General features: G+C 60.0%; 21 protein-coding genes. 7 read left to right on the forward strand and 14 right to left on the reverse strand.

What is annotated here, in order from left to right; translation table 11 throughout:
• The first annotated feature begins 62 nt into the window (after positions 1–62).
• The gene (locus JZX88_RS11810) at positions 63–1301 is read left to right on the forward strand and encodes an acyl-CoA dehydrogenase family protein (protein ID WP_206913692.1); all 1239 of its coding nucleotides are present in this window, start codon (positions 63–65) and stop codon (positions 1299–1301) included.
• A 37-nt stretch (positions 1302–1338) separates the two neighbouring features.
• On the forward strand, positions 1339–2310 hold the full coding sequence (locus JZX88_RS11815) for a LysR substrate-binding domain-containing protein (RefSeq protein WP_206913693.1): 972 nt from the start codon (positions 1339–1341) through the stop codon (positions 2308–2310).
• Between the two features lie 114 nt (positions 2311–2424).
• Here the strand turns inward: JZX88_RS11815 and JZX88_RS11820 are convergent, their stop codons facing one another.
• The 8 genes from JZX88_RS11820 to JZX88_RS11855 all read right to left on the reverse strand — a co-directional run bounded on the left by JZX88_RS11820 (position 2425) and on the right by JZX88_RS11855 (position 12312).
• A complete protein-coding gene (locus JZX88_RS11820) occupies positions 2425–3777 on the reverse strand; it encodes an LLM class flavin-dependent oxidoreductase (protein ID WP_206913694.1) in 1353 nt (450 codons plus the stop codon).
• Between the two features lie 48 nt (positions 3778–3825).
• Positions 3826–5421, reverse strand: a complete 1596-nt coding sequence (locus JZX88_RS11825) for an ABC transporter substrate-binding protein (protein WP_206913695.1) — start codon at positions 5419–5421, stop codon at positions 3826–3828.
• Between the two features lie 39 nt (positions 5422–5460).
• Positions 5461–5811, reverse strand: coding sequence for a DUF3088 domain-containing protein (locus tag JZX88_RS11830; protein WP_206913696.1), 351 nt, complete (start codon positions 5809–5811; stop codon positions 5461–5463).
• Positions 5812–6248: 437 nt separating this feature from the next.
• On the reverse strand, positions 6249–7838 hold the full coding sequence (locus JZX88_RS11835; protein WP_206913697.1) for an ABC transporter substrate-binding protein: 1590 nt from the start codon (positions 7836–7838) through the stop codon (positions 6249–6251).
• Between the two features lie 34 nt (positions 7839–7872).
• On the reverse strand, positions 7873–9072 hold the full coding sequence (locus JZX88_RS11840) for an amidohydrolase (RefSeq protein ID WP_206913698.1): 1200 nt from the start codon (positions 9070–9072) through the stop codon (positions 7873–7875).
• 93 nt (positions 9073–9165) lie between these two features.
• Positions 9166–10350: an LLM class flavin-dependent oxidoreductase gene (locus JZX88_RS11845; protein ID WP_206913699.1), complete on the reverse strand. Its 1185-nt coding sequence runs from the start codon at positions 10348–10350 to the stop codon at positions 9166–9168.
• The gene (locus JZX88_RS11850; RefSeq protein ID WP_206913700.1) at positions 10341–11237 is read right to left on the reverse strand and encodes an NmrA family NAD(P)-binding protein; all 897 of its coding nucleotides are present in this window, start codon (positions 11235–11237) and stop codon (positions 10341–10343) included. Before JZX88_RS11850 ends, JZX88_RS11845 begins: the two co-directional genes overlap by 10 nt.
• Positions 11238–11244: 7 nt before the next feature.
• On the reverse strand, positions 11245–12312 hold the full coding sequence (locus JZX88_RS11855) for an ABC transporter substrate-binding protein (RefSeq protein WP_206913701.1): 1068 nt from the start codon (positions 12310–12312) through the stop codon (positions 11245–11247).
• A gap of 354 nt (positions 12313–12666) precedes the next feature.
• Between JZX88_RS11855 and JZX88_RS11860 the strand changes: the two genes are divergently transcribed.
• Positions 12667–13974, forward strand: coding sequence for an NtaA/DmoA family FMN-dependent monooxygenase (locus JZX88_RS11860; protein ID WP_206913702.1), 1308 nt, complete (start codon positions 12667–12669; stop codon positions 13972–13974).
• A 79-nt stretch (positions 13975–14053) separates the two neighbouring features.
• Here the strand turns inward: JZX88_RS11860 and JZX88_RS11865 are convergent, their stop codons facing one another.
• Positions 14054–15082 (reverse strand): LLM class flavin-dependent oxidoreductase, encoded by a 1029-nt coding sequence (locus JZX88_RS11865; RefSeq protein WP_206913703.1) that lies wholly within the window; start codon positions 15080–15082, stop codon positions 14054–14056.
• A 420-nt stretch (positions 15083–15502) separates the two neighbouring features.
• Between JZX88_RS11865 and JZX88_RS11870 the strand changes: the two genes are divergently transcribed.
• The 3 genes from JZX88_RS11870 to JZX88_RS11880 all read left to right on the forward strand — a co-directional run bounded on the left by JZX88_RS11870 (position 15503) and on the right by JZX88_RS11880 (position 18967).
• Entirely contained in the window at positions 15503–16651 is a 1149-nt protein-coding gene (locus JZX88_RS11870) for a mandelate racemase family protein (protein WP_206913704.1), read from the forward strand.
• 6 nt (positions 16652–16657) lie between these two features.
• Entirely contained in the window at positions 16658–17287 is a 630-nt protein-coding gene (locus JZX88_RS11875; RefSeq protein ID WP_206913706.1) for an SGNH/GDSL hydrolase family protein, read from the forward strand.
• An 81-nt stretch (positions 17288–17368) separates the two neighbouring features.
• Positions 17369–18967, forward strand: a complete 1599-nt coding sequence (locus tag JZX88_RS11880; RefSeq protein WP_206913708.1) for an ABC transporter substrate-binding protein — start codon at positions 17369–17371, stop codon at positions 18965–18967.
• A 379-nt stretch (positions 18968–19346) separates the two neighbouring features.
• On the opposite strand, the gene JZX88_RS11885 is transcribed toward JZX88_RS11880, so the two are convergent.
• From JZX88_RS11885 to JZX88_RS11900, 4 genes are read right to left on the reverse strand one after another with little or no spacing between them, the layout of a single operon-like run.
• Positions 19347–20105 carry an ABC transporter ATP-binding protein gene (locus tag JZX88_RS11885; protein WP_206913710.1) on the reverse strand — a complete coding sequence of 253 codons (759 nt, stop codon included), beginning with the start codon at positions 20103–20105 and terminating at the stop codon, positions 19347–19349.
• Positions 20105–20941, reverse strand: a complete 837-nt coding sequence (locus JZX88_RS11890) for an ABC transporter ATP-binding protein (protein WP_065118098.1) — start codon at positions 20939–20941, stop codon at positions 20105–20107. Before JZX88_RS11890 ends, JZX88_RS11885 begins: the two co-directional genes overlap by 1 nt.
• A 4-nt stretch (positions 20942–20945) precedes the next feature.
• Entirely contained in the window at positions 20946–21833 is an 888-nt protein-coding gene (locus JZX88_RS11895) for an ABC transporter permease (protein WP_065118097.1), read from the reverse strand.
• Complete coding sequence (locus JZX88_RS11900; RefSeq protein WP_006315059.1) at positions 21833–22855, reverse strand: ABC transporter permease; 1023 nt, start codon at positions 22853–22855, stop codon at positions 21833–21835. The genes JZX88_RS11895 and JZX88_RS11900 overlap by 1 nt, the downstream gene beginning before the upstream one ends.
• Before the next feature lie 306 nt (positions 22856–23161).
• On the opposite strand from JZX88_RS11900, the gene JZX88_RS11905 reads away from it, so the two are divergent.
• On the forward strand, positions 23162–23797 hold the full coding sequence (locus JZX88_RS11905) for a LysE family translocator (protein WP_110757814.1): 636 nt from the start codon (positions 23162–23164) through the stop codon (positions 23795–23797).
• 27 nt (positions 23798–23824) lie between these two features.
• On the opposite strand, the gene JZX88_RS11910 is transcribed toward JZX88_RS11905, so the two are convergent.
• Entirely contained in the window at positions 23825–24556 is a 732-nt protein-coding gene (locus tag JZX88_RS11910; RefSeq protein ID WP_065118095.1) for a FadR/GntR family transcriptional regulator, read from the reverse strand.
• Between the last annotated feature and the right edge of the window lie 30 nt (positions 24557–24586).

The raw sequence follows: 24586 nt of genomic DNA on the forward strand, positions 1-24586 counted from the left end.
ACGAACATGCCTGCGGCGCGATTGTGCCGCAGGCTATCACATCCGCTCACGGGAAAACCGCAATGTCCAATCCGAAACCACAGACAACCACCACCAATAATTCCGGCGTGCCGAGCCGTGACGAAATCCTGGCCCGGGCAAAGGACATTGCGGCTATCGCGGGCCGGGATGCCGCCCGCCGCGAGCGCCAGCGGGAACTGCCCTTCGATATCTTCGCCCTTATCAAGGAGGCAAAGATCGGCACGCTGCGTGTCCCCGAAGCCAAGGGCGGACCGGGCGGCTCGATTGCCGACTATATCGAAGTGCTGATGATCCTCGGCGAAGCCGACAGCAATATTCCGCACGCGCTTCGCAGCCATTTCAATTTCACCGAAAATCTCGCCCTTGCACCCATCGAGCTGGAGGACCGGCGGCATCTTGAACAGGTCCTTGCCGGCAAGCTCTTTGCGGGCGCCAGCACCGAGCAGGGCACCAAACGCCCCGGCGAAATCACCACGCGGCTGAGTGCCGATGGCGATCGCTACCGGCTGAACGGCCGCAAATGGTATGCGACCGGCACCGCCTTTGCCGATTTCGGCACCTTCAGCGCCATTGGCGATGACGAGCAGCCGATCGGCGTGCTCATTCCGCTTGATCGTACCGGCATCACCATTCTCGACGACTGGGACAGCATGGGCCAGCGCATGACGGCAAGCGGCGGTGTGCTGCTTGAAAATGTCGAGGTGCTGCCGCATGAGCTGACGACCCGCAAGCTCGGCACCCAGATCGGCCGCCACAGCTCGGCCATGCGGCAGTTGCATCTCGCCGCATCGGCCGCCGGCGCGGTTCAGGGGGCGCTCAACGATGGTGTGGAATATGTTCTGCGCCAGGCGCGCACCACACTTCACAGCACTGCGGAAACCGCCAATCAGGATCCCTTCGTGCAGAAGATGCTGGGTGAAATCAGTGCCGGCGCTTTCGCCGTCAAGACACTCATCCGCGAAGCGGCCAGAACGCTCGACCGAACGGCTGCCGCCTTCGCGAATGGTGACGAAGAGGCCATTGAGGCAGCCCTGCTGGAAGGCTCGCTTGCCACCGCCCGCACCCAGATCATCGCCTCGCAGCTTTCGCTGACCGTCGCCACCAACCTCTATGAGCTCGGCGGCGGCTCGGCGACATCGAGCGACCGCAATTTCGACCGCCACTGGCGCAACATCCGCACGGTCTACAATCACAATCCGCTTGCCCATAAGGCGCGGGTGATTGGTGACTATTACCTCAATGGCACCACAACGCATCTCAGGGAAGGCCGGGTGTTCTGATCATGCGGAAGATGCAGGCGGCAAAGGAGGAACAGCAATGAGAACGGAGTTTGTCGCTCCCGCCGCGAGCCGGGCAGCTTTTCGCCTGCCCACACTTTCCAGGCTGCCGCCGCTGACCGCCTTGCGCGCCTTTGTCGTGGCCGCCCGCCATGCGAGCTTCTCGCGGGCGGCGGAGGAACTGCATGTCTCCACCGCCGCCATCGGCCAACAGGTCCGTATTCTCGAAACCCATCTCGGCCAGCCGCTTTTCAGCCGCCAGCGCGGCGAATTGCTGCTGACGGATGCCGGCAGCGCGCTTTATCCCGGCCTTGCCGATGCTTTCGAGACCATGATCGGCAGTCTTTCCGACCTTATGGTTTCGAACGCCCGACCGCAGTTGAAGGTTCTGGCGGAGGGTTGCTTTGCCGCCCGCTGGCTGGCGCCGCGGCTGGGCAGCATCGTTCCGGCGCTTGGAGACGTCGAGCTTTCGATCGAATCCATCGAGGGTGAAACCGTCGATCTCACCCATTTTGATGCCGATTGCGCCATCGTCGCCACCCACGCGCAAATTCCGGGCTTTCTTCACGAGCCGCTTTTCGCCGATACCGTTAGCGCTGTCTGCACTCCCGAGTTCGCAGCCCGCCATGAGCTTGCAGACGGACCGGAGCAGTTGCGGGATCTCGGTTTCGCGATGTTGCGTGGCAATGGCCTGGACGCCGCCTTCGAATGGGCGAACTGGCTGCGCGCCTGCCGCATTCCACTCCGACTTTCGGCGACCGGCCCACGTTTTTCACGCCAGACGGCGCTGATAGAAGCAATCTTATCCGGCCATGGCATCGGCCTCGCGCGCCACTCGCTGATTTCGGAAGAGCTGAAAAACGGCCGCCTGATCGCCCCCTTTGGATCACCGCAGCCGACTGCGAGCCGTTACCACCTGCTGACCAGTCCTGACAGGCGGCGGCTGCCTGAGGTCGCATCTCTACTCGCTTTGTTGCGCGAGGATATACGCTCCCTCGAAGCCGCCGCGTAAAGCATTTCCGCTTTTCTCCGAAACGCGAAACCGCTTTACCTCTTTTTCCGCATTTTCCGGACGTAAAACCGCTACGCACTTTTACTGGAAATGCTCTAACACGCCCGTCCCGCCTCAGGCGCGTTCCCTTTGCAACTCTCTGGCCGTGTAGATATTGTCCGGCCGTGGCAGGCCATAATGGTCGCGCAGCGTATCGCCTTCGTAATCCTCACGGAACAGGCCACGGCGTTTCAGGATCGGCACCACCTCATCCACGAAGATATCGAACCCGCCATTCAGCCATGGCGGCATGATGTTGAAACCATCGGCGGCGCCCTCGCGGAACCAGGTCTCTATCCAGTCCGCCACCTGCTCCGGTGTTCCGGAAATCACCTTGTGGCCGCGCCCGCCGGCAAGCCGGTGCAGCAATTGCCGGATCGTCGGGTTTTCCCGGTCTATGACATCGAGGACCAGCTGATGGCGGCTGCTATCCGCCTGCGCGCGTGTCGCTTCGACGGCCTCTATTGGCAGCGGCTGGTCAAGATCGGCCGATGACAGGTCTATGCCTGTGATGCGCTGCAATTGCCCGAGCGAAAAGGCCGGCTGGATGAGATCGTTGAAGGAGGCCTCAAGTTTGCGCGCCTCCTCCTCGGTTGGTGCAATAAAGGGGCTGATGCCAGGCAGGATTTTAACATGGGCGGGATTGCGACCTGCAGCCGCAACACGTCTCTTGATGTCAGAATAAAAAGACCGCGCACTCTCCAGAGTCTGATGCGCGGTAAAGATTGCCTCAGCATAGTGAGCCGCGAAACCACGGCCCTCCTCCGAGGAGCCTGCCTGCACATAGACCGGCCGGCCCTGGGGTGAACGCGGCACGTTGAGCGCGCCCCGCACCCGATAAAATTCGCCATCGTGATTGGCGGGGTGGATGCGGTCTGTGTCGGCAAACAGACCATTTTCCTTGTCGGCGACGATGGCATCGTCTTCCCAGCTGTCCCAGAGCTTCGTCACCACATCGACGAACTCGATGGCCTGACGGTAACGGTCGGCATGCGGTGGATGCTTCTGGAGATTGAAGTTGCCGGCCGCCGCATCCGCCGAAGTCGTGACGATGTTCCAGCCAACCCGGCCGCCGCTGATATGATCGACGGAAGCAAACAGCCGCGCGAGATTGTAGGGCTCGTAATAGGTGGTGGAGGCCGTGGCGATGAAACCGATCTTTTCGGTGACGGCAGCGAGGGCCGCCAGCATGGTGATCGGCTCCAGCCGGTGGCGGGCGGCATAGCGGATATTGGCATCCAGCACCGGCGCATCGGCAAAGAAAATGGCATCCAGTTTCGCCGCTTCGGCCTTGCGGGCGATATCCTGATAGAGCTTTATATCGGTGACGCGATGCGGCTCCGAATCCGGATGCCGCCATGCCGCCTCATGATGTCCGCCCGGATAGATGAAGGCATTGAGAACCAGCTTTTCGGATTTTCTGCTCATGGAAGTAACCTCTTATTCGCTCTGATGCGGGTTAAAACCGAAGGAGGCTCACGCCTCCTTCGTCACCCAGGCTTTGGCGAGATTGCCGCTCAGCCCCTCTGCGCCGGTCGCATAGTCCTTGATGCGCACGCTGCCGACGACTGGCTGGATGGGAGAGACGAGATTGATGACGGGAAGATCCCTGGCGACAACGGCCTGAAATTCCTTGAAGAAGGCCGCGCGCTTTTCGATATCCGGCTCCACTGCCGCCGCTTCCAGCAGCCGGTCCACTTCCGGATTGGCGTAATGGCTGGCATTGGAGAACGGCAGGCCGATCTTGAAGTTCTTGCTCCAGTAGACGCGCTGCACACCGGCTGTGGGATCGAAGGTGTTGGAGAGGGATTCCACCGAAAGGTCCCAGGCGCGGTCGGTATAGACAACCTTCACATAGGTGCCGAAATCGAATTTCTGGATATCCGCCTCGATGCCGATTTTCGACAGCGCCTGCGCGATGAAATCCGAATAGGTCTGCGGATTGAACGGGTTGGTGGTGACGCGGAGCTTGAAGCGCTTGCCGCCGTCCTTGCGCGGGAAACCGGCCTCATCCAGCAATTTCTCCGCCTGCGCGACGTCGAACTTGGCAAAACCGATATCGGCATTGTGGAATTTCGCAAGGCCGGGGCTAATCGGCGTCGGCGACGGCACGGCATAACCATAAAGCACGGTATCGATGAGCGCCGGAACATCGATGGCATGGGCGATGGCCTGCCTGACCTTCAATTCCCTAAGATATTCGTTCTCAAGGTTGATCACCAGCTGGTTCTGCTGGCCGGCATAGGCATAGATGCGGTCATCCACCTTCAGCGTCGGAATGGATTTCAGCCGTTCCAGATCGGCAAGCGCGACCGGGTTGGGGCCAATATCCCCTTCGCCGGTTTCCAGTGCGGCAGCACGGGCACCCGCATCGTTGATCAGGCGGATGATGACGCGGTCGAGATGAGGGCGCGGCGCATCCCAATAATCGGCATTTTTCTCCAGCAGGATATGACTGCCCGGCACCCATTCCTTCAGCACGAAGGGACCGCTGCCGATGATCTGGGCGGGCTTCGGATTATCTGTCGGCTTGAAGGTCTCGAAGATATGCTTCGGCACGATTGGCGATTCCGACGAGGCGAGCGCAGTAATCAGGCCCGGGGCGGGCTTGGAAAGCTTCACCTTCGCAACCAGCGGATCTGATATATCGACGCTTTCGACGTTCGAGAACGTCGCCCGGCCGCGCGGATGCGCCTCTTTCAGCCGAAGGATGGAAAATTCCACATCCGCCGATGTCACCGGTTTGCCGTCATGGAATTTCGCATTCGGCTGCAGATGGAAGACATATTCCAGCCCGTCGGCCGAAACGCTCCATTCCTTCGCAAGACTTGGCTGGGGCGACAGCTCGTAATCATAGGTCAAAAGCCCGTCATAAATTTTCGAACCGATGAACTGCGGGCCGCCCGCACTGGTATTGATGGCCACGAGCTGGGTTGGCTCAGGGAAATATACGATCTTCAGCGTGCCGCCCGAAACAGGCTCTTCGGCAGCGGCGAAAGAACCGCCCGGAAGCGCCACGAAAGCGCCGGCGGCAAGTGCAATCTTATGAAACTGGCGTCTGGAAATGGTCATGTCTGTCTCCGAAAAAATCCGATGCGCGGGAGCGGCAGCTCAATGCAGCTGCGGGAACCCGTGGCGCTCGGCGAGAATTTGCAAAATGCGTTTGGTGTCCTGAATGAAGTGCGTATCGCCCTTTGCCGCGGCGTCAGCGGGCGCCTGGCCGGCAAAGACGAACAGCGGCAGCGACTGATTTTCTTCACCCACGGCGGCGATGACCGCCTCACGCGGGCGCTGAAAACCGACGCGGCGGATATCGATCTGCCCCGCAAGGTCTGGAAAGGCGGCAAGCAGACCCTCGATCTGGTTACAATGCGGGCAGACGAAGCGGACACCCGGGTGCTTGGGGTCTTCAAAACCGGGGGCGATCAGAAAAAGTGTGTCCTTGGCCATGGCATCCATCATGTGAGGGTGAGATTTCCAGTTCACAGTGCAGGCAGCCAAAGCGTGGGTCCAGAAAGCAATTCTTGCTTTGAAACGAAGAATTGCTTTGCGCTAAATTATTGATAAAATTGATTTTTTTGAAATTTCAAATGCCGGCATCCCTGTTCCTGCCGGCCTGTTCCAAAAGCAATGTTTTTCCCGAAAATACCGTTATCACGCGACAGCGAAAAAAGGCCGGACAGCAATTTTCAGCAATAAAAAACCCGACAGAATTGCCGGGCTAGAGTTGATGAGGAAGATCGTAGACCGCTCTACCGTCATGCCGGGCTTGATCCGGCATCCAGCCACGGCGCGTCTGCGCCGTGAGAGGACTCTCTCGCGATCAAGGACTTGATCACGCTGGACCCCGGATCAAGTCCGGGGTGACGGAGTGGGGATGAACTCACATTTCAAAACGCTTACTCGCTTTTCCAGGCCGTCGACAAATCCCCATAGGCAATGTCGATGGTCGTGACGAGCGACTTCAGACTGGTATTGCGCAGAATGACGGTCGGCAAAGCGACGATGGAGAAATTCGGCAGGTCGTCGCCGGCGATTTTCTGGATGTCGTGGAATTGCGCCGCCCGCTTCGTTTCATCCACCTCGATGGCGGCCGCACGGAAAAGATCATCCACCTTGGGGTTATTGTAGTGGGCGGCATTGACGTAAGGCGCCGGGTTCTTGATGCCATCGGACCAGTAGAGACGCTGCACGCCCGCCGTCGGATCGAACAGCCGGCTGATGCCGTTCACCGTCAGGTCAAAACCGCGCTCGGTGTAAACGCGCTTGATGAAGGTGGCGAGATCGCCTTCGACGATGTCTACCTTCACGCCGAGTTTGCCGAAGGAAGAGCGCAGATATTCTGCTGTTTTGCGGAAGACGTCGGATGGCAGGAAGGCGAGTCGCAGCGAAAAACGGGTGCCATCAGCACCTCTCGGGTAACCAGCCTTGTCCAGCAATTCGTTCGCTTTGGCGAGATCGAAGGGATAAGTGAAAGGCTTTTCATCATTATAGGCGGTGAAGACGGCCGGGATGTTCGACCCGGCCGGTTTGGCCGTTCCGAAGAAGATGGCGTCGTTGATGAAATCGCGGTCGATGGCATGGGCCAAGGCGTGCCGGACTTCCTTTTTGGCGAGGATCGGATTTTCCAGATTGAACTCGAAGATGGCGGCATTGTTGAGATAGGCGTCCGTATAGACCTCCACCGCAAGCTTCGGATTTTGCCGCAGACGCTCGAGATCGCTGTAGGAAACGTCAGCGGTGTAATCCGCCTCCCCCGTTTCCACGGAGATGGTGGTGGAGGCCGCATCCGCAACGAAGCGCGCCACGAAACCATCGAGATAAGGCAGATCGGCCTGCCAGTAATGCGGGTTCTTCTTCAGCTTCACATAGCTGCCGCGTTTCCATTCCTCGAACACGAAGGGGCCGGTGCCGATGGGCGCATTGCCGTTCGGACTTTCATTGTAGTTTTCCGAAGCATAGGCATGGGCCGGCAGTATGGGTGTTTCGCCGCCCGTCAGCGCCCGCAGAAGGTAGGGTGCGGGTTTGGAAAGCACCACCACCGCCGTCAGCGGATCGGGCGTTTCGATATCGGCAATATTGGCAAAGGTGATGCGTCCGCGCGGGCCGACCTTCTTGAAGGCAAGCAGCGAAAATTTAACATCCTGCGCGGTGAAATCCTTGCCATCATGCCATTTTACGCCCTTGCGCAGTTTGAACGTGTGACGCAGCCCGTCTGCCGATGTTTCCCAGCTTTCGGCGAGAACCGGGTGCGGTTTGAACTCGCTGTCGAACCGCACCAGCCCTTCAAGGATTTTCGTGGAAATGGCGCGGGTGCGCGTATTGGAATCGGAAAGCGGCACCAGCGTCGTCGGCTCGCCGAGACCCGCAAGAGTAACGATCCCGCCCTTTTTCGGCGTTTCTGCCGCCAATGCGGGCAAGGACGGCAACAGCATGGCCCCGGCAAGCGCGGCACTCAGAAGCAATGTCTTACGTCTTGTAATATTCATGGATGTTTCCCTTTGTGAAATTGTTTTCAAATGTTCAGGCAGCCTTCAGCCGCGTCTCCACCAGGCGGGCAAACAGCGTGGCGCCAACCGGCAGGATGGCGTCATCGACGATGAAACCGGGATTGTGGGCAGGCACGGTGCCGGAATGGCCAAGGGTGAAAAATGCGCCGGGCGCATGTTTCAGGAGATCGGCGAAATCCTCGCTGCCCATGAAGCGGCCCGGCTCAGTGGAAACGCGCTCGTCTCCCAAAACCTCGCGGGCCACGCCGGCAACGATCTCCACGGACGCATCGTCATTGGTGAGAACCGAGAATATGTCGCGAATATCCACCTCGGCGGTCAGGCCATGGGCGGCGGCAAGGTGGTCGGAAATCGTGCGGATGCGCTCCCGGATGGTTTCGCGCACGCTGTCGGAAAAAGCCCGCACAGTTCCGGCAATCGAGGCCGTTTCGGGAATGACATTATACGCCGACCCCGCCTCGATGCGCGTGATCGACAGCACGGCGGGATCGGTCGGCGACACGTTGCGGCTAACGATCGTCTGCAAGGCCTGAATGAGTTCGCCCGTCGCCGGCACCGGATCGCGCGAGACATCGGGATGGGCGGCGTGGGCGCCCCTGCCCTTCAGTCGGATATCGAAGAAATCCGCTCCTGCCAGAATGGTGCCGGGCGAAACCTTGAGATGATTGGGCGCGGCATGGGTGGAATTATGCAGGCCATAAATCTCGTCGACAGGGAAATTCTTGAACAGCCCGTCGGCAATCATGGCGCGCGCGCCGCCAAGACCTTCCTCGGCGGGCTGGAAAATGAACACCACCGTGCCGGCGAAATCGCGGGTTTCCGCCAGATAACGGGCGGTGCCGAGCAGGATGGTAGTGTGCACATCATGTCCGCAACCGTGGAACTTGCCGGGATAGACCGACGAATAGGGCAGTCCGGTTTGCTCCGGCATCGGCAGGGCGTCCATATCGGCCCTGAGCCCGATGGACCGGTTACCCGCATGGCGGCCGCGCAGCACGCCGACCACGCCGGTCTTGCCATAACCGCGATGCACCTCGATGCCCCAGGAGGCGAGCTTTTCAGCGACGATGCCCGAGGTCCTTACCTCCTCGAAGCCGATTTCCGGATGCTGGTGCAGATCGTGGCGGATGGAGACGAGTTCGGGAACATAGGTCCCGATCCGGTCCAGAATTTTCGGTGCTGATGTTTTGACGGGATCGACGGCGATATTCACGGTATCTCCTCAGGGCAAAAAATATCGTTTTCGCAATCGGGCGATTGCGAAGGGGGTTAGCTTCGGAACTGGAAAATCAGGGCTGGAAAGGCGTCAGAGCCTTAGGCCAGCCTCCTTCATCAAGGGCAGAATGCGCTCGGCGAAGTAATCAAGGTCTTCACGGAAATCGTAGAAATTCAGCTGAACCCCATCGATCCCGGCCTTTTTTAAACCGACAAGCTGCTCGACCACCTGTTCCGGCGAACCGATGATTTCGATATTGCCGCCGAGATTGCGCCCCTGCTTGTGGTGCGCATCGCCGCGGCCGCGCCAGGCATGGGCGTCGCTGTCGTAATTATTGGTGGCGAAGGCGCGCGTGCCGGCCTGCGGTTTTCCAGCCTCGATGGCATCGGCATAAGCGATCGCCTCCTTTTCCGTGTCGCGGCTGACGATGATCGGATTGATGAGCGTCTTCACCTGCCGGCCATAGGCTTTGGCGCGGTTCTTGATGGTCGCGACATGATCGGGCAGCGTTTCCAGCGCGCTGTCTATATGCGCTCCGCCGGGTGAGGTGACGAAAACCAGATCGGAATGGCGGGCGGCAAAATCGATACCAGCGGGCGAACCCGTCGCCGTCACCAGCGGCGGGCGACCGAAGGCCGGCTTCGGCGTGATCCAGCCATTGTTGATCGCCCACGGGTTTAGTTTGCCTTCATAGGAGAAGTTCTCGGTTTCGCCCCATAGCCGGTGAAGCACATCGAACAATTCACCGGCCATATCGTAACGCCTGTCATGGTCGATCCGCTGCCAGCCGAACATTTCGTGCTCGATGGCGCGGTGGCCGGTGACGATGTTGATGCCCCAGCGCCCCTTGGCGATATGATCCAGCGTCGCGCCATATTTGGCGAGATGCAGCGGATGCAGGGGGCCATAAAGCACATGGATGGTGGAGATCAGCAGAATGCTCTTCGTCACCGCCGCCATGGCGCCGAGCGCGATGAAGCTGTCGAGTGAGGATTCGCCGTCATATCCGCCCTTGGGCAGCCATTGGGTGCGGCTGAAGGCGATTTCGAAACCAAGTTCCTCCGCGCGCTTCACCAGCTCGACATTGTAATCGAAGGTCCAGCTGTTGCTGGTCGGCAGGCTGGAGAAATTGATATCCTGCAGATTGAGGAACAGGCCGAGCATCAACGGCTGCTTCACCGCTCGGCTCAGCGGGCTGTCTTCGAAATCGGCGGGACTTTTCAGTTCAAGACCTTTCAGCTCCGAACCATCGGGCAAGGGAACAGTCAGCGCCATGTCTTTTCTTCCTCGGAATGATCGCCCTGCGGGGCGGCTGCGGCCAGCCGGGCGCGCAGGTAGCCTTCCACGCTGCGGGGCTGACGACCGGTAATATGGTCGATGGTATCGGTGACGGATGCCGCGAGACCGTCGCCGATGAGCTGTCCGAATTCGCTGATCGCTTTCTGTTCGAAGGCACCGATATGCGGCGGGAAGACGGAGGCAGCATTATGCGAAACGCCGACAGGCCGATGCAGGATACGGGCCGCGATGCGGGCGATCTCCAGCCCCGTCAGGGCTTCGCCGCCGGTCAGCACCAGGGGGCCGGCAAGCGCTGCGTCGGCAGTCAGCGCGTGAACCGCCACATCGGCGATATCGTCGGCATCGATGAAGGAGACGGCCGCATGACCGAAACGGGCGGGCACATCCTCGCCATTACGCAGCGCGGCGACAACGGGCTCCAGCGCCACCTGCATCCAGGCATTCGGCCGCAGCACCGTATGCGCTATGCCGGTTCTGGCGAGATACGCTTCCACCTCAGCATGGGCCGCACCCGAGATGGAGCGGGCGGCATTTTCAATGGTCCAATCGGAACCGGATATTTTCACGATCCGCGACGCACCGGCGGCAAGGGAAGCATCTATGACCGCCTTCTGGTCTGCCGCCAGCGTCTCTCCAATGGGGGAAAGCAGGAAGACCCTGTCTGTTCCCCGCGCGGCTTCTTTCAGACTGGCCGGATCGGAAAAGTTTCCTTCCGCAATATCGACCCTGTCACCCCACAGTTTCAGCGCATCCTCGCGCCTGCGGGTCAGCACGCGAACTCTCGCCTGTTTTTGCAAAAGACGGCTGACGACACGCTGGCCGAGCTTGCCGGTTGCACCCGTTACAAGAATGGTGGCTGCCATGACACCCTCACTTTCCCGCATCGCGCTGCACGGCATCTTGGAGTGAAGAAAGGGCCCTTGGATCGGCCCACTCCCGCACATCGAAATCGTCAGGAATGAATTTCCACTCCAGCAGGAAATCCTTGAAATGGCTGAGCGCATCGAGTTCGGCCGGATCGAGATCGAGCCTCAGATTGCGGTGTACATCCCCGCCATTCGCGGCCAGAACCGCCTCCTCGCTGACACCGATTTCACGCGCGATGAAACGCACGGCTTCCGCCGGATTGTCGTTCGCCCAATCGGCAACCCGCTGAACGGTGGCCACCAGTTCCGCCACAAGATCGGGCCGCTCGTCTGCAAAGGTCGCGTCCACCGTCAAAGGGCGAGGCGTGCCATTGTTGATGCGGATTTTCGGATCGGGGTGAAACCCTGTCGATACGACGACCTGCGCTCCGATGAGATTGGCGATGGTGACACCTTCCGCACCCTTGACGAAAAATGCATCGATCTGGCCGCGGTGCAGTGCTACGATTTCCTCGCCATAGGGAAGCCGCCGGCGCAGGCCATGGAACCGTTCATCCGTTGGACCAAGCAGCACCGGCTCCCGGGCGGTCAAATCCACCAGTTCGACATCCGCAACGGAAAGGCCGGAGACGGTAAGCGCCGACACGATGCCCTTGAGCGATGTCGCCCGCTGGAAATCGATGGTTTCATTCGGCCGTTTCGGCAGGCCGATGCGCCGCCCCTTCAAATCGCCGCCCTTGCTTATTCCGCTTGCGGGCAAGGCGATGACAGCCTGAAATTCATCGGTTCGCGTCAACCCCACCAGCCGGGTTTTTCGGCCACCCGCCTTCGCCCAGATCGGCGGAATATTGCCGCCCTGACGGAATGACCAGTCCAGACGATGATCGAAATGGCTTTGGCGAATGGCGGGATCGGCCGCATCGCGAATGGAGGAAACGGAAATGCCATGGGCGGCGAAACGCTCCTCAATCCAGCCAAGTTGCACCGCGATGGAAAGCGGCGTGGGCGCCGGGCAGCGTGTATACCACAGGGTCACGGGTTGGGTTATCTGGCGAAGGGCGGCATCAGCCATGGCGTTCGTCCTCGAAATTGCGATCAGGCAATACGCTACACACAATAAAATATTTTCTATAGATAAAGTGTACTATTTGAGATGCGATTGAGGAAATTCATTTCCATTCTCCGACAATGCCAACGAGATGACGGAATATCCTTTCGGCAATAGCCGGCTCCTGGGTCGGATAGCTGCCCGCGCACCAAATCGCCTCTCCCGATTTGACCAAGCATCAGGTTGGCGACGAATGAAAGTTTTTCTTTCCGGAACGGCAAGGATTTTTAACTCGCGACCGAAATCGCGGCTGTTACGCTTTCGGACAATTGCACCCGCCACAGGCTGGAAATCCCACACAGACGGAAAAATAAAAGCATGAGCAACACCAAACGCCGGCTCAATCTCAATGTCGGCATTAATACAACGGGATATCTTCCCAATGCCTGGAAATACAGAAGCGGAGACCGGCACGATATCAACGATATCGGCTATTACCGGCGACTGACGGAACTGGCCCGTAAGGGCCGGTTCGACGCCGTTTTTTTGTCCGACCACCCGGCATTGCTGACCGACCCGGCAAGCCGCCCGTTTCACACCATCGATCCGCTCATCCTCTCGACATCACTCGCCGCGCAGGTGCCGGATATCGGCTTTGTGGCGACGATATCCTCCACCTATAATTCGCCCTATAATTTTGCGCGACGGACGCAGTCTATCGACGTCGTCACCGGCGGCCGGCTGATCGTCAATATCGTCTCCTCCTTCAATCCCAATGTCGCGGCCAATTTCGGCAATGATCCCCTGCCACCACGCAGCGAGAGATATGCCAAGGCCACCGAATTCCTCGATGTCGCGAAAAAGCTCTGGTCGAGCTGGGACCCGCGCCGTGAGGGCGAAGTACCGGAAGACCGTTTCTGGGATGCGGCGACGGCCGAGACCATCGATCATGAGGGGCAATATTTCCAGGTGAAAGGCCCGCTCAACGTTCCACGCGGTCCGCAGGGGCATCCTGTCATCGCGCAGGCCGGCGCCTCCGAAGGTGGCATCGATCTGGCGGCACGCCACGGCGAGATCATCTATTGCAACATCCTGTCACGCCCGGCGGGTCAGGCCTTCGGCAAAAAGGTCCGCGACCGCGCCGTCTCCCTCGGCCGCGATCCCGCCGGCATCCGCATCGTTCCCGGCCTTGTCGTCATTCTCAGCGAGACCCGCGCGGAAGCGCTGCGAAAGCATGAACTCTTCAGCGGAACCGGCTCGGAAGACGGCCTTCTGGCGCGTTTCGCAAAAGAAAACGGCATCGATCCCCGCGATTTCGACCCCGATACAAAGCTCGATGCCGAGCGCTTCATCCCGGATCAGAACCGGCAATGGGCGGTGGGCATGGGGCTTGGCCTTTCCGACCTGCTGACCCATGAAAAACTCACCGCCCGCGAAGCCGTGCGCCGCTCGGAAGGACACCACCGGCTGCTGCTCGGCACGCCGGAAGAGGTGGCGGATGGCATCATCGATCTCTGGCAGGATGGCACGGTAGATGGCTACACCCTCCAGCCACCGCGGGCGCCAGACGATATTGCCGAATTCGTTGAAAAGGTCGTGCCGGTGCTGCAGGATCGCGGTGTTTACCCGCGCGAATATGAGGGTACGACGATCCGCGACCGCTATGGCCTGCCTTATCCAGATTGAATAGCAGCGGTCGCGCTGTCGCAAATGTCGATCTCCCGCCGTTTCCCGCGTGAAGCGGGAACGACGGGAACGGGACATATTATTGGCCCATCGCCACTTTCAAAACGGGCCGCCCGCCGGAAAGCTGCGGCAGGACGGAGGCGAAATCCGTGACGATCTGGCGATAATCTTCCGGCTGGAATTCATAAGGCAGTTCGAGACGGAATTCCGAGACGAGCGGCAGAACGGGATCGCGCGACAGTTTCTCCAGAATTTCGTCCGCCGTGCCGACGATATCGGGCAGGAAAAGCGTGCGGCGCGCGCCATGCGGTGCATGCGTGCGTTTATCGCGCTCGGCGGCGAATTCCTGATAACGGCGGCGGGTCGCGGGGCTGGCGCTATCCGTCGGCAGAATCACGCGGCCAAGAGCGACACGCGGCTGGCGCTCATGCGCCCATTCCTGCCGGAAGTGGCTGACCAGTGCCGCCTGCGCGGTCAGAAAATCATTGGTATTTTCACCGCTGACGATATTACCCGTCAGAAGATTGAAGCCTGCCTTGCCAGCCCAGCGGGCGGAATTCTGCGATCCCCCGCCATACCATAACCGGTCCGTCAGCCCCTCGGCGACAGGCCGAAGGCGCGGCACCTGCTGACCGGCCGCATTGCCCGCCTCCGTCTCGCTGGACAACGGCTCCGATCGCAACGCTCTCGCGAGCTTCTCCGCGCGGGCGTGGCTGTAATCCGCATCGGGAGCCTGATCGACATAATCCGAAATAAGGTGGGCGAAGGGCGGTGCGCCCACGGAAACCCCGACATTCAACCGCCCACGCGAGAGCACATCCACCGTGGCGAGATCTTCAGCCAGCCTGAACGGATTTTCGTAACCAAGCTGAATGACGGCGGTGCCTAGCCCGATCCGCCTCGTGCGCTGCGATGCCGCCGCAAGAAAAGTGGCCGCCGAGGAAACGCCCCTTTCCAGATGGCGCTGTCGAACCCAGGCGCTGTGATAACCCAGCGCCTCGCCGGCTTCGAAAAGCTGCAACGTTTCTTCCACGCCCTGAAAGGGATCATCATCCCGGTAATTACCGGGGACAAGGAAGGCGAAATGGGAAATATGCGAAACGGGCATGGTGTGCATCCGGAAATGACGGTTGACGACAGACGAGGCTCAGGCGGCGCGGTTGCGGCTATCCGTTCTGCACCACATAGTCCCGAAGAATGCACGATGACGGCCGCAGCTGGCACGGCATGTTCTTTTATAGTCCCGGCGATTGTTGAAAGAACGTTGCGCGATTTAATAGTCTACTAAAATTATAGATTTTTTCATCGATCCGCCACTGCCTGCTCTCCTTTCCTTTTCCGCACGGGCAGCCACTACTCCACTCCAGCTCCCGTCAGGTCCACAAGCCATCCTCCTCTTTCCGGCAAATGATCTTGATTTTATCCGCAAACATGTAATACAGATTATCATACATGTTGACAAATAACGTATACATGTATGACATTGCGGCATTCACAAACGCCGAGACACCTGCATGAGGGAGGAATTATGATCATCACCGACGTCGAGGTCCGTGTTTTCCGCACGACGACCCGTCGGCACTCGGACAGTGCGGGTCATGCACATCCGGGTCCGGCGCATCAGGTGGAACAGGCCATGCTGACCATCCGCACCGAAGATGGGCAGGAAGGCCATTCCTTCACCGCGCCGGAGATCGTTCGCCCGCATGTCATCGAAAAATTCGTCAAGAAAGTCCTGATCGGCGAGGACCATCGCGACCGGGAACGGCTGTGGCAGGACCTTGCTCACTGGCAGCGCGGCTCGGCCGCGCAGCTGACCGACCGCACGCTGGCGGTGGTGGACTGCGCATTGTGGGACCTTGCCGGGCGCTCGCTCAACCAACCTGTATACAAGTTGATCGGCGGTTATCGCGGCAAGGTGCTGGCCTATGGCTCGATCATGTGCGGTGACGAGCTGGAAGGCGGGCTGGCGACGCCGGAAGATTACGGCCGCTTTGCCGAAACGCTGGTGAAGCGCGGTTACAAGGGCATCAAGCTGCACACCTGGATGCCACCAGTCAGCTGGGCGCCGGATGTGAAAATGGACCTCAAGGCCTGTGCGGCCGTGCGTGAGGCGGTCGGCCCCGATATTCGCCTGATGATCGACGCCTTCCACTGGTACTCCCGCACCGATGCGCTGGCGCTGGGCCGTGGCCTTGAAAAACTCGGTTTCGACTGGATCGAAGAGCCGATGGATGAACAGTCGCTGTCCTCCTACAAATGGCTTTCCGACAATCTCGATATTCCGGTCGTCGGCCCGGAAAGTGCGGCCGGCAAGCATTGGCATCGCGCCGAATGGATCAAGGCCGGCGCCTGCGATATTCTGCGCACCGGCGTCAATGATGTTGGCGGCATCACCCCGGCGCTGAAGACCATGCATCTGGCCGAAGCCTTCGGCATGGAATGCGAGGTGCATGGCAATACGGCCATGAACCTGCATGTTGTCGCCGCCACCAAGAATTGCCGCTGGTATGAGCGCGGCCTGTTGCACCCCTTCCTCGAATATGATGACGGCCACGATTATCTGAAATCGTTGTCCGACCCGATGGATCGCGACGGCTTCGTGCATGTCCCTGACCGGCCGGGCCTTGGCGAAGACATCGATTTCACCTTCATCGACAATAACCGGGTGAGGTAACGGGCGATGAAGACGGTGCTCGCCTTCGGAGACAGCATCACCTGGGGCGCCGACCCGGCAACGGGTCTGCGGCACGCGGACGAACACCGCTGGCCGGAGGTTCTGGAGGCCGAGTTTGCCGGAAAGGTGAAGGTTCACCCGGAAGGGCTTGGCGGGCGCACCACCTGCTACGACGACCATGCCGGCCCCGCCTGCCGCAATGGCGCGCGGGCGCTTGAAGTCGCGCTGTCCTGCCACATGCCACTTGATCTCGTTATCATCATGCTCGGCACCAACGATATCAAGCCGGTGCATGGCGGGCGGGCGGAAGCCGCAGTTTCCGGCATGCGGCGGCTGGCCCAAATTGTCGAAACCTTTATCTACAAGCCGCGCGAGGCCGTACCAAAACTGCTGATCGTCGCACCGCCGCCCTGCGTCGCAGGCCCCGGCGGAGAACCCGCGGGTGGGCGGGACATCGGCCAGTCGCTCAGGCTTGCGCCGCTTTACCGCAAACTCGCTGCCGAACTCGGTCATGCCTTCTTCGATGCCGGATCGGTTGCCAGCGCTTCACCGGTGGATGGCGTGCATCTGGACGCGCCGGCAACGGCGGCAATCGGGCGGGCGCTCGCAGCACCCGTCAGAGAGATTCTTGGCTGATCCTGCGACGCCCGAGGAGGAACCGGGCGCGCCGATCAAAACGTGGAAAGGCCGTATGAACCGGCCGTATTGGGAGGAAAAATGAAACATTTTCTTGCAACCGCAGCGCTTGGCGCATTGCTGATCGGCGCCATGCCGCTCAGTGTTTTCGCTGAAACGCCGAAAGACCAGCTCATCGTCGCCACAACCATGAGCAATATCCTGACCCTCGATCCTGCCGCCATCACCGGCCGCGAGACCGTGCAGGTTCTGAACAACGTCTATGACACGCTGGTCGTGCTTTCGCCTGAAGATCGCAGCGTGCAGCCCCGCCTTGCCGAACGTTGGGAAATTGCCGAAGACCGGAAATCGATCCGCTTCCATCTGCGCGCCGATGCCGAATTCGCCTCCGGCAATGCCGTGACGGCAAAGGACGTGGCGTGGAGCCTGAAACGCCTGCTTGCCCGCAACCTGGCGCAATCGTCCTTCCTGAAAACCCGTGGTTTCAAACTGGAAGAGGCCGACAAGCTGTTCGTTGCCGAAAACGACCAGACCTTCGTACTGAATATTCCGAAGCCTGACGACCCCAACCTGCTTCTGATGATCCTTGCGCAGAACGGTCCCGGCTCGATCATCGACAGCAAGACGGCGCTTGAGAATGAAAAGGACGGCGATCTGGGCGGCGCATGGCTGACGCTGAATTCCGCCGGCTCCGGCCCCTTCAAGCTGACGCAGTGGAAATCCAACGAATATATCATCCTCACCCGCAACGACGATTATTGGGGTGAGAAGGCCAAGATGAAGCGCATTCTGATGCGTCATCTGCCGGAATCGCAGTCGCAGCGCCTGATGCTGGAAAAAGGCGATATCGACGTTGCCTATTCCCTGCAGGCCCCCGATCTGAAATCGCTTGAGGCCGACAAGGCCGTTACCATCGAATCCACACCCGGCTCCGGTTTTTATTACCTCAGCGTTTCGATGAAGGATGAGAAATTCGCCAACAAGAAGGTGCGCGAGGCCCTGCGTTACCTGATCGATTACGACGGTCTCGACAAGGCGGTCATGCCCTATTACGGCAAACTGCATCAGCGTTCTCTCAGCACCGGTGTCATGGGCGCGCTGCCGGATCAGGGCTACAAGCTCGATATCGCAAAAGCCAAGGTGCTTCTGGCTGAGGCCGGTTATCCCAACGGTTTCAAAACGACGCTGCGCGTGCTTTCGGAAGACCCCTTCATGAAGGCGGCAACGGCGATCCAGAACACACTGGCGCAGGCCGGTATTCAGGCCGAGCTGATCAGCGGCTCCGGCGACCAGATCTATGGCGCCATGCGCGAGCGGAATTTCGAACTGCTGCTCGGCCGCGGCGGCGGCGGCCAGCAGCCGCATCCCGACAACAACCTGCGCTCCATCGCCTATAACCCCAACAATGCCGATGACGCCAAGCTCACCAACTACCAGAGCTGGCGCACCAGCTTCTTCGATGAGAAGCTGAACAAGATGATCGAGGAAGCGCTTGTCGAGCGTGACGTGGCGAAACAGACGAAGCTTTATGAGGACCTGCAGGGCTATATGGATGAAATCGTCATGTCCATTCAGCCTTTCTCCGAAGTCATCGACACCGCCGCCTTCCGCAGCGATATCAAGGGCATGATCGTCAGCCCCTGGCTTTCGCGGTTTGAAGAGGTGAGCAAGGAGCGGTAATCGTCCGACACAGCGGTTAATCAGGAAAAGGCGCGGCTAACACCCGCGCCTTTTTGTTTGCGGCAAGACCGCGTGGAACTGCTCCGACGGGCAAACATATCGCTTCCGTCATTCCGGCCTTGAGCCGGAATCCAGCCGACGTGCGTCTGCACGGCGGAAAGAGTCCTTTCAGCCCAAGGACTTGGGCTAGCTGGATGCCGGATCAAGTCCGGCATGACGGAGGAGAGGCTCTGTTTGTCAGCAGCCCAAGACCCGATCACCACCGGTCTTTTCTATTTTCGGCCACCCCAAAAAAATACCCGGCAGGGAGGCCGGGCAAGGAAGGAGGATGTTGTTATCCGTGACGCCCCGGAGGAGGACGGTCACGTTTTGGGAGCCGTCACGCGCCTTCATATTCCAGTGAGGCGCCGATCAATTCGCGGGCATAGGGATGCGTCGCGCCATTGCCGGCGATGGCCTCGCGCGGCAGGATTTCGGTGATTTCACCGCGCAGCATCACGGCGAAACGGTCGCACATGTGATCGACCACGGCGAGATCATGGGTGACCATGATATAGGTGAAACCCCGCTCTTGCCGCAGCCTCTGCAACAGGTTGAGGATTTCCGCCTGCACCGAGACATCGAGCGCCGAGGTCGGCTCATCAAGCAGAAGCAGAGACGGTTCGAGGATCAGCGCACGGGCAATCGCCACGCGCTGCCGCTGGCCACCGGAAAGTTGATGCGGAAAGCGGTCGAGAAAGGAGACGGGCAGACCGACATCGGTGATGACCTTGCGCATGCGCTCTTCACGGTCACCGAGCTTATGGATCGCAAGCGATTCCGAAAGCACGGTGCGTACCGACTGGCGGGGATGTAGCGAGCCGTAGGGGTCCTGAAACACCATTTGCAGCATGCGGCACCGCTGGATCAGCGGCATGTCACGTACCGACCTGCCGTCGATGAGGATGTCGCCGGTCCAGAAATCGTTGAGCATGGAAACGCAACGAAGCACGGTGGATTTGCCCGAACCGCTTTCGCCGACCAGCCCGAAACATTCGCCAGGCTCCACCTTGAAGGAGACGGAGGGCAGCACTTTCAGTGCCGTATGGCCGCTGCCGAAGGTGATGGAAAGATCGCGGGTTTCAACGGAAACGGCCATTATACGTTCTCCTCCAGCCATTCGGGACGGCGATCCAGCACCGCAAGCGGCGCGCGCGAGCCACCGATGCGTGGCTGTGCCGCCAGAAGGCCGCGCGTATAGGGATGCTGCGCCTGATCGAGATCACGGGCGGCCAGCGTTTCCACCACCCGGCCGGCATACATGATGAGAACCCGGTCACAGAAATTGCGCACGAGGTTGAGGTCATGGCTGATCATGATGAGGCCGATGCCACGATCACGCACCAGACCGTCGAGAATGTTCAAGACCTGCAACCGCACCGTCACATCAAGCGCCGAGGTCGGTTCGTCGGCAATGACGAGATCGGGATCGGCGAGCAGCATCATGGCGATCATGACGCGCTGGCCCATGCCACCCGAGATTTCATGCGGATATTGCTCATAGACGCGCGCAGCATCGCGGATCTTCACCGCATCCAGCATGGCGAGCGCCTTTTCCCGAGCCTCCGATTTCGAGGCCTTGAAGTGGCGCAGATAGGTCTCCGTCACCTGATCGCCGACCCGGCGGATGGGGTTGAGGGAAAATTTCGGGTCCTGAAGGATCATCGACATGCGCCGGCCGCGAACCTTCAGCATCTCCTTCTCATCGAGGGAGAGAAGATCGAGACCATCGAAATCCAGCCTGTCGGCGGTGATCGTCGCCGATGGCAGAAGGCGCAGCAACGCGCGGCCGACGGTGGATTTTCCCGAACCGCTTTCGCCGACAATGCCGAGCCGTTCCCGGCCAAGGGTAAAGGAGATGCCGCGCACCGCTTCAGTGGGCGAGCCGCCATAGCGGATGCGAAGATTTTCGACGTCAAGGATTGGTTTTTCCATGGTCTTATCTCCGGTTCATCTGCTTCGGATCGAGCGCATCCCGCAGGCCATCGCCTAAAAGATTGAAGGCGAGGCTGACGGAGAGGATCGCGATGCCGGGGAAGGTGACGAGCCACCAGCTGTCCAGCATGTAGCGCCGTCCCGTGGCGATCATCGCCCCCCATTCCGGCAGCGGCGGCTGCGCACCGAGACCGAGGAAACCGAGGCCGGCGGCGGTGAGAATGACGGTCGCCATGTTCAGCGTCAGGCGGATGAGGACCGAGGGAAGACACATGGGCATGATCGACTTGACGATGATGCGCAGTGGCGAGGCGCCCTGAAGCCGTGCGGCGGCGATATAATCCGCTTTCCGAAACGTCATAGCTTCGGCGCGGGCAAGACGCGCAATCGGCGGCCACGAGGTGAGCGCAATCGCGATGATCGCATTGTTGAGGCTCGGCCCGAGTGCTGCGACGAAGGCGAGCGACAGGATGAGGCTGGGGAACGACAGGAAAATATCCGTGATGCGCATCATCACCGTATCGAACTTGCCGCCGAGATAACCGGACGCGGTGCCGACCAGAAGACCGACCGGACCGACGATGATCGATACCAGCGAGATGATGGTGAGCGTGATGCGCGCGCCCCAGAGAAGGCGGCTGTAGATATCGCGGCCCAGCTCATCCGTGCCGAAGACATGGCCGTTGCCGGGCGCCTGCAGCGTATTGGCGAGATCCTGCGCGTAAGGGTCGTGCGTCGCAAGCCAAGGCGCGAAAATCGCGGCGATGACGAGGAGCAGCAGGACAGCCAGGCCGAAGGCCGAAGTCGGGCTTTTCAGCAGGAAGACGATGATGTTCTTCAGCGCGTTCAAGGGCACCGGAAGGCGGAAGGAGGTTTCTGCACGAGCCGTCATCAGCGGGTCCTCGGATCGAAAAAGCGGTAGAGAATGTCGGACAGGAGATTGAGCCCGATGAAGATGACGCCGACGATCAAAACGCAGGTCATCACGGCATTCATGTCGCCGATGATAAGATTGCTGGTGAGATATTGCCCGAAACCCGGCCAGGCGAAGACGGTCTCGATAAGCACCGCGCCTTCCAGCAGCGAGCCGTAAGCAAGGGCAATGATGGTGACCAGCTGCACGCGGATATTGCCGAAAGCATGCAGCCACACCGTCTGCCGCTGCGACAGGCCCTTGACGCGGGCTGTCGTCACATATTCCTGGCCTAACTGATCCAGCATGAAGCTGCGCGTCATGCGGGTGATATAGGCCGAGGAAGAATAACCGAGCAAGGCGGCGGGAAGGATGAGGTGGTTGATGGCCGACCAGAAGACCTCCATGTCTCCGGCCAGCAGGCTGTCGATGAGCAGGAAGCCCGTCCGCTCCTCCACCAGACCGATATAGAACTGGTCCATGCGGCCACCGCCGCCGACAAGGCCGAGATGGGCGTAAAAAACGATCAGCGCGATCATGCCGGTCCAGAAGATCGGCATGGAATGGCCGAACAGGCTCAGCACCCGCACCAGATGATCCTGCCAGCGGTCCTTGTTGACGGCGGCATAAACGCCCATGGGAATGCCGAGGCCGGCACCGATCAGGATCGCGAAGGTCGCAAGTTCCATCGTCGCCGGCATGACCCGGATGATATCCTCGATGACCGGTCGGCCGGTGCGGATCGAGGTCCCGAAATCGCCGGTGAACACATCGCCGAGATAATAGATGAACTGCTGCCAGAGCGGTCGGTCGAAGCCGAGCGCATGATAGACCTGTTCATAGGTTTCGCGGGTCGCATCCTCGCCGACGATCGCCCGCACCGGATCGGCGGGCATCAGGCGACCGATAAAAAAGGTCAGCAGCAGCAATCCAAGCAGCGTAACGGCAATACTTCCGATCTGGCCGGACAGGCCATAAAGCGAAAGGCGTCTTTTTGACATGATTCCTCCCTTGCCAGAGATCGACTGCGCAAGTGATGAAGGCACAATCCTGTCTGACAACTATTCGCAAGTTGTCACAGGTGTTGAAAGCTGTCAAGCGCGAGCCGGCAAAATCGATGGAGCCGACGGCTCCCGAAACGTCGCACGGGCGGAAACTTCAACCACGGGCTCAGGCTTTTTTTCGTTTGCCGGAAAATAAATCGCCCACGTTGCCGCAACCGCAAAAGCCTGTATTCTCCGCTTCGAAAAGATGCGGGGTCTGAAGCCGTTGCCGGTAACATCTCAAGCCTCCGGGGGGAGAGTGAAATGGCGGACATGACACTTCTGGCATTTGCCGCCGTCGCTTTTATCGGCATAGCGACGCCCGGCCCGACCGTTTTGCTGGCACTCGCAAACGGTTCGAGGTTCGGCGTCAGGCGCGCCCTCACCGGCATGGCCGGCGCTGTTCTCTCCGATTTCGTTTTGATCGGCGCTGTCGCATTGGGGCTGGGAGCCTTGCTCGCCGCCTCGGAATTCTGGTTCGGCATCGTCAAATGGGCGGGCGCCTGTTATCTTGCCTTTCTCGGCGTCATGCTTTTGCGCTCCGGAGGCACGCTCGACAGCGCGATGCAGCCGGCAGACACGGGTGAAGCCACATCCGCAAGTTCGATTTTCCTCAAGAGCTTTCTCGTGGCGGCAACCAATCCCAAGGGATATCTGTTCTTTTCTGCTTTCCTGCCGCAATTCATCGACGCTCTCGCGCCGCAGGTGCCGCAATATACGGCGCTTGCGCTGGTCTTTGCCGGCATCGATTTCATCGTGATGTTCGCATATGCCCTGCTCGGCGCACAGGCCGTCAGGATGTTGCGCCAATCCGGAGCCCTGTGGCTTGACCGGATATGCGGTGGCGCGCTTCTGGTGCTGGCCGCCTCTCTTGCCCTTTATCGGCGGGCCAGCGCATAAATCATTGGGACGAAATCCCTTTCCGTCTTATTCAGCCGCCGTGCGGGAGCGCAGGAGCACCTTATAGCGTTCAAGGCTGCCCCGCAGATGCGCCGCCATATGTTGGCGCGCGGCATCCGCATCGCCTTCTATAATGGCATCGACGATCCTGGCGTGCTCCTCCTGCAGATGAAGGTTATAGTCCTTCGGACGCGATCCGGGCGCAGCGCCCTGCAATTCGCCGCGGGGAATGATGCCGGAGCGGATCAGTTGAAGGAACTCGGGAAAACGCCTGTTCTGCGTCGCCTGCGCGATCGCCAGATGAAACTCGAAATCAGCGTCCCGCGTCGGCAATCCGGCGGCGAGACAGTCCCCGACCCGCCGATGCGCGTCAACGATCGCCTCCACTTGCACGGCGGAACGGCGCGATGCCGCAAGCCCGGCGGATTCGACTTCGAAGACGGTCCGCAATTCCAGCAATTCGATTACCGAGGAAATCCGCCCGACAGCCAGATCGTTGAAAGGCACTTCCTTGGCCGGCTTCACCTCCACGGCAAAGACCCCCGCACCCTTGCGGGCTTCAACAAGGCCGTCGGCGCGCAGAATGGCGATGGCCTCGCGCACCACGGTTCGGCTGACGGAATATTCGCGCGTCAGCTCACTTTCGCTCGGAAGACGGTCACCGGGCCGGAACACACCCTCCGACAGATCCCGCCGCAGGGCCGAACTGATTTTCGCCGCGAGCGATACCCCCTGCTTCGTGCTGCTCTCAACGTCCATTCCAGCCCACCTGTTTAAAACTTGTCTGGC

This window comes from Agrobacterium sp. OT33, assembly GCF_017313365.1.
Classification (GTDB): domain Bacteria; phylum Pseudomonadota; class Alphaproteobacteria; order Rhizobiales; family Rhizobiaceae; genus Agrobacterium; species Agrobacterium rhizogenes_A.

What these genes read in the sequence shown, in the direction of transcription:
- JZX88_RS11810 (WP_206913692.1), top strand. Translation starts at nt 63, where the DNA reads ATGTCCAATCCGAAACCACAGACAACCACCACCAATAATTCCGGCGTG.
- JZX88_RS11815 (WP_206913693.1), top strand. Translation starts at nt 1,339, where the DNA reads ATGAGAACGGAGTTTGTCGCTCCCGCCGCGAGCCGGGCAGCTTTTCGC.
- JZX88_RS11820 (WP_206913694.1), bottom strand. Translation starts at nt 3,777, where the DNA reads ATGAGCAGAAAATCCGAAAAGCTGGTTCTCAATGCCTTCATCTATCCG.
- JZX88_RS11825 (WP_206913695.1), bottom strand. Translation starts at nt 5,421, where the DNA reads ATGACCATTTCCAGACGCCAGTTTCATAAGATTGCACTTGCCGCCGGC.
- JZX88_RS11830 (WP_206913696.1), bottom strand. Translation starts at nt 5,811, where the DNA reads ATGATGGATGCCATGGCCAAGGACACACTTTTTCTGATCGCCCCCGGT.
- JZX88_RS11835 (WP_206913697.1), bottom strand. Translation starts at nt 7,838, where the DNA reads ATGAATATTACAAGACGTAAGACATTGCTTCTGAGTGCCGCGCTTGCC.
- JZX88_RS11845 (WP_206913699.1), bottom strand. Translation starts at nt 10,350, where the DNA reads ATGGCGCTGACTGTTCCCTTGCCCGATGGTTCGGAGCTGAAAGGTCTT.
- JZX88_RS11850 (WP_206913700.1), bottom strand. Translation starts at nt 11,237, where the DNA reads ATGGCAGCCACCATTCTTGTAACGGGTGCAACCGGCAAGCTCGGCCAG.
- JZX88_RS11855 (WP_206913701.1), bottom strand. Translation starts at nt 12,312, where the DNA reads ATGGCTGATGCCGCCCTTCGCCAGATAACCCAACCCGTGACCCTGTGG.
- JZX88_RS11860 (WP_206913702.1), top strand. Translation starts at nt 12,667, where the DNA reads ATGAGCAACACCAAACGCCGGCTCAATCTCAATGTCGGCATTAATACA.
- JZX88_RS11865 (WP_206913703.1), bottom strand. Translation starts at nt 15,082, where the DNA reads ATGCCCGTTTCGCATATTTCCCATTTCGCCTTCCTTGTCCCCGGTAAT.
- JZX88_RS11870 (WP_206913704.1), top strand. Translation starts at nt 15,503, where the DNA reads ATGATCATCACCGACGTCGAGGTCCGTGTTTTCCGCACGACGACCCGT.
- JZX88_RS11875 (WP_206913706.1), top strand. Translation starts at nt 16,658, where the DNA reads ATGAAGACGGTGCTCGCCTTCGGAGACAGCATCACCTGGGGCGCCGAC.
- JZX88_RS11880 (WP_206913708.1), top strand. Translation starts at nt 17,369, where the DNA reads ATGAAACATTTTCTTGCAACCGCAGCGCTTGGCGCATTGCTGATCGGC.
- JZX88_RS11885 (WP_206913710.1), bottom strand. Translation starts at nt 20,105, where the DNA reads ATGGCCGTTTCCGTTGAAACCCGCGATCTTTCCATCACCTTCGGCAGC.
- JZX88_RS11890 (WP_065118098.1), bottom strand. Translation starts at nt 20,941, where the DNA reads ATGGAAAAACCAATCCTTGACGTCGAAAATCTTCGCATCCGCTATGGC.
- JZX88_RS11895 (WP_065118097.1), bottom strand. Translation starts at nt 21,833, where the DNA reads ATGACGGCTCGTGCAGAAACCTCCTTCCGCCTTCCGGTGCCCTTGAAC.
- JZX88_RS11900 (WP_006315059.1), bottom strand. Translation starts at nt 22,855, where the DNA reads ATGTCAAAAAGACGCCTTTCGCTTTATGGCCTGTCCGGCCAGATCGGA.
- JZX88_RS11905 (WP_110757814.1), top strand. Translation starts at nt 23,162, where the DNA reads ATGGCGGACATGACACTTCTGGCATTTGCCGCCGTCGCTTTTATCGGC.
- JZX88_RS11910 (WP_065118095.1), bottom strand. Translation starts at nt 24,556, where the DNA reads ATGGACGTTGAGAGCAGCACGAAGCAGGGGGTATCGCTCGCGGCGAAA.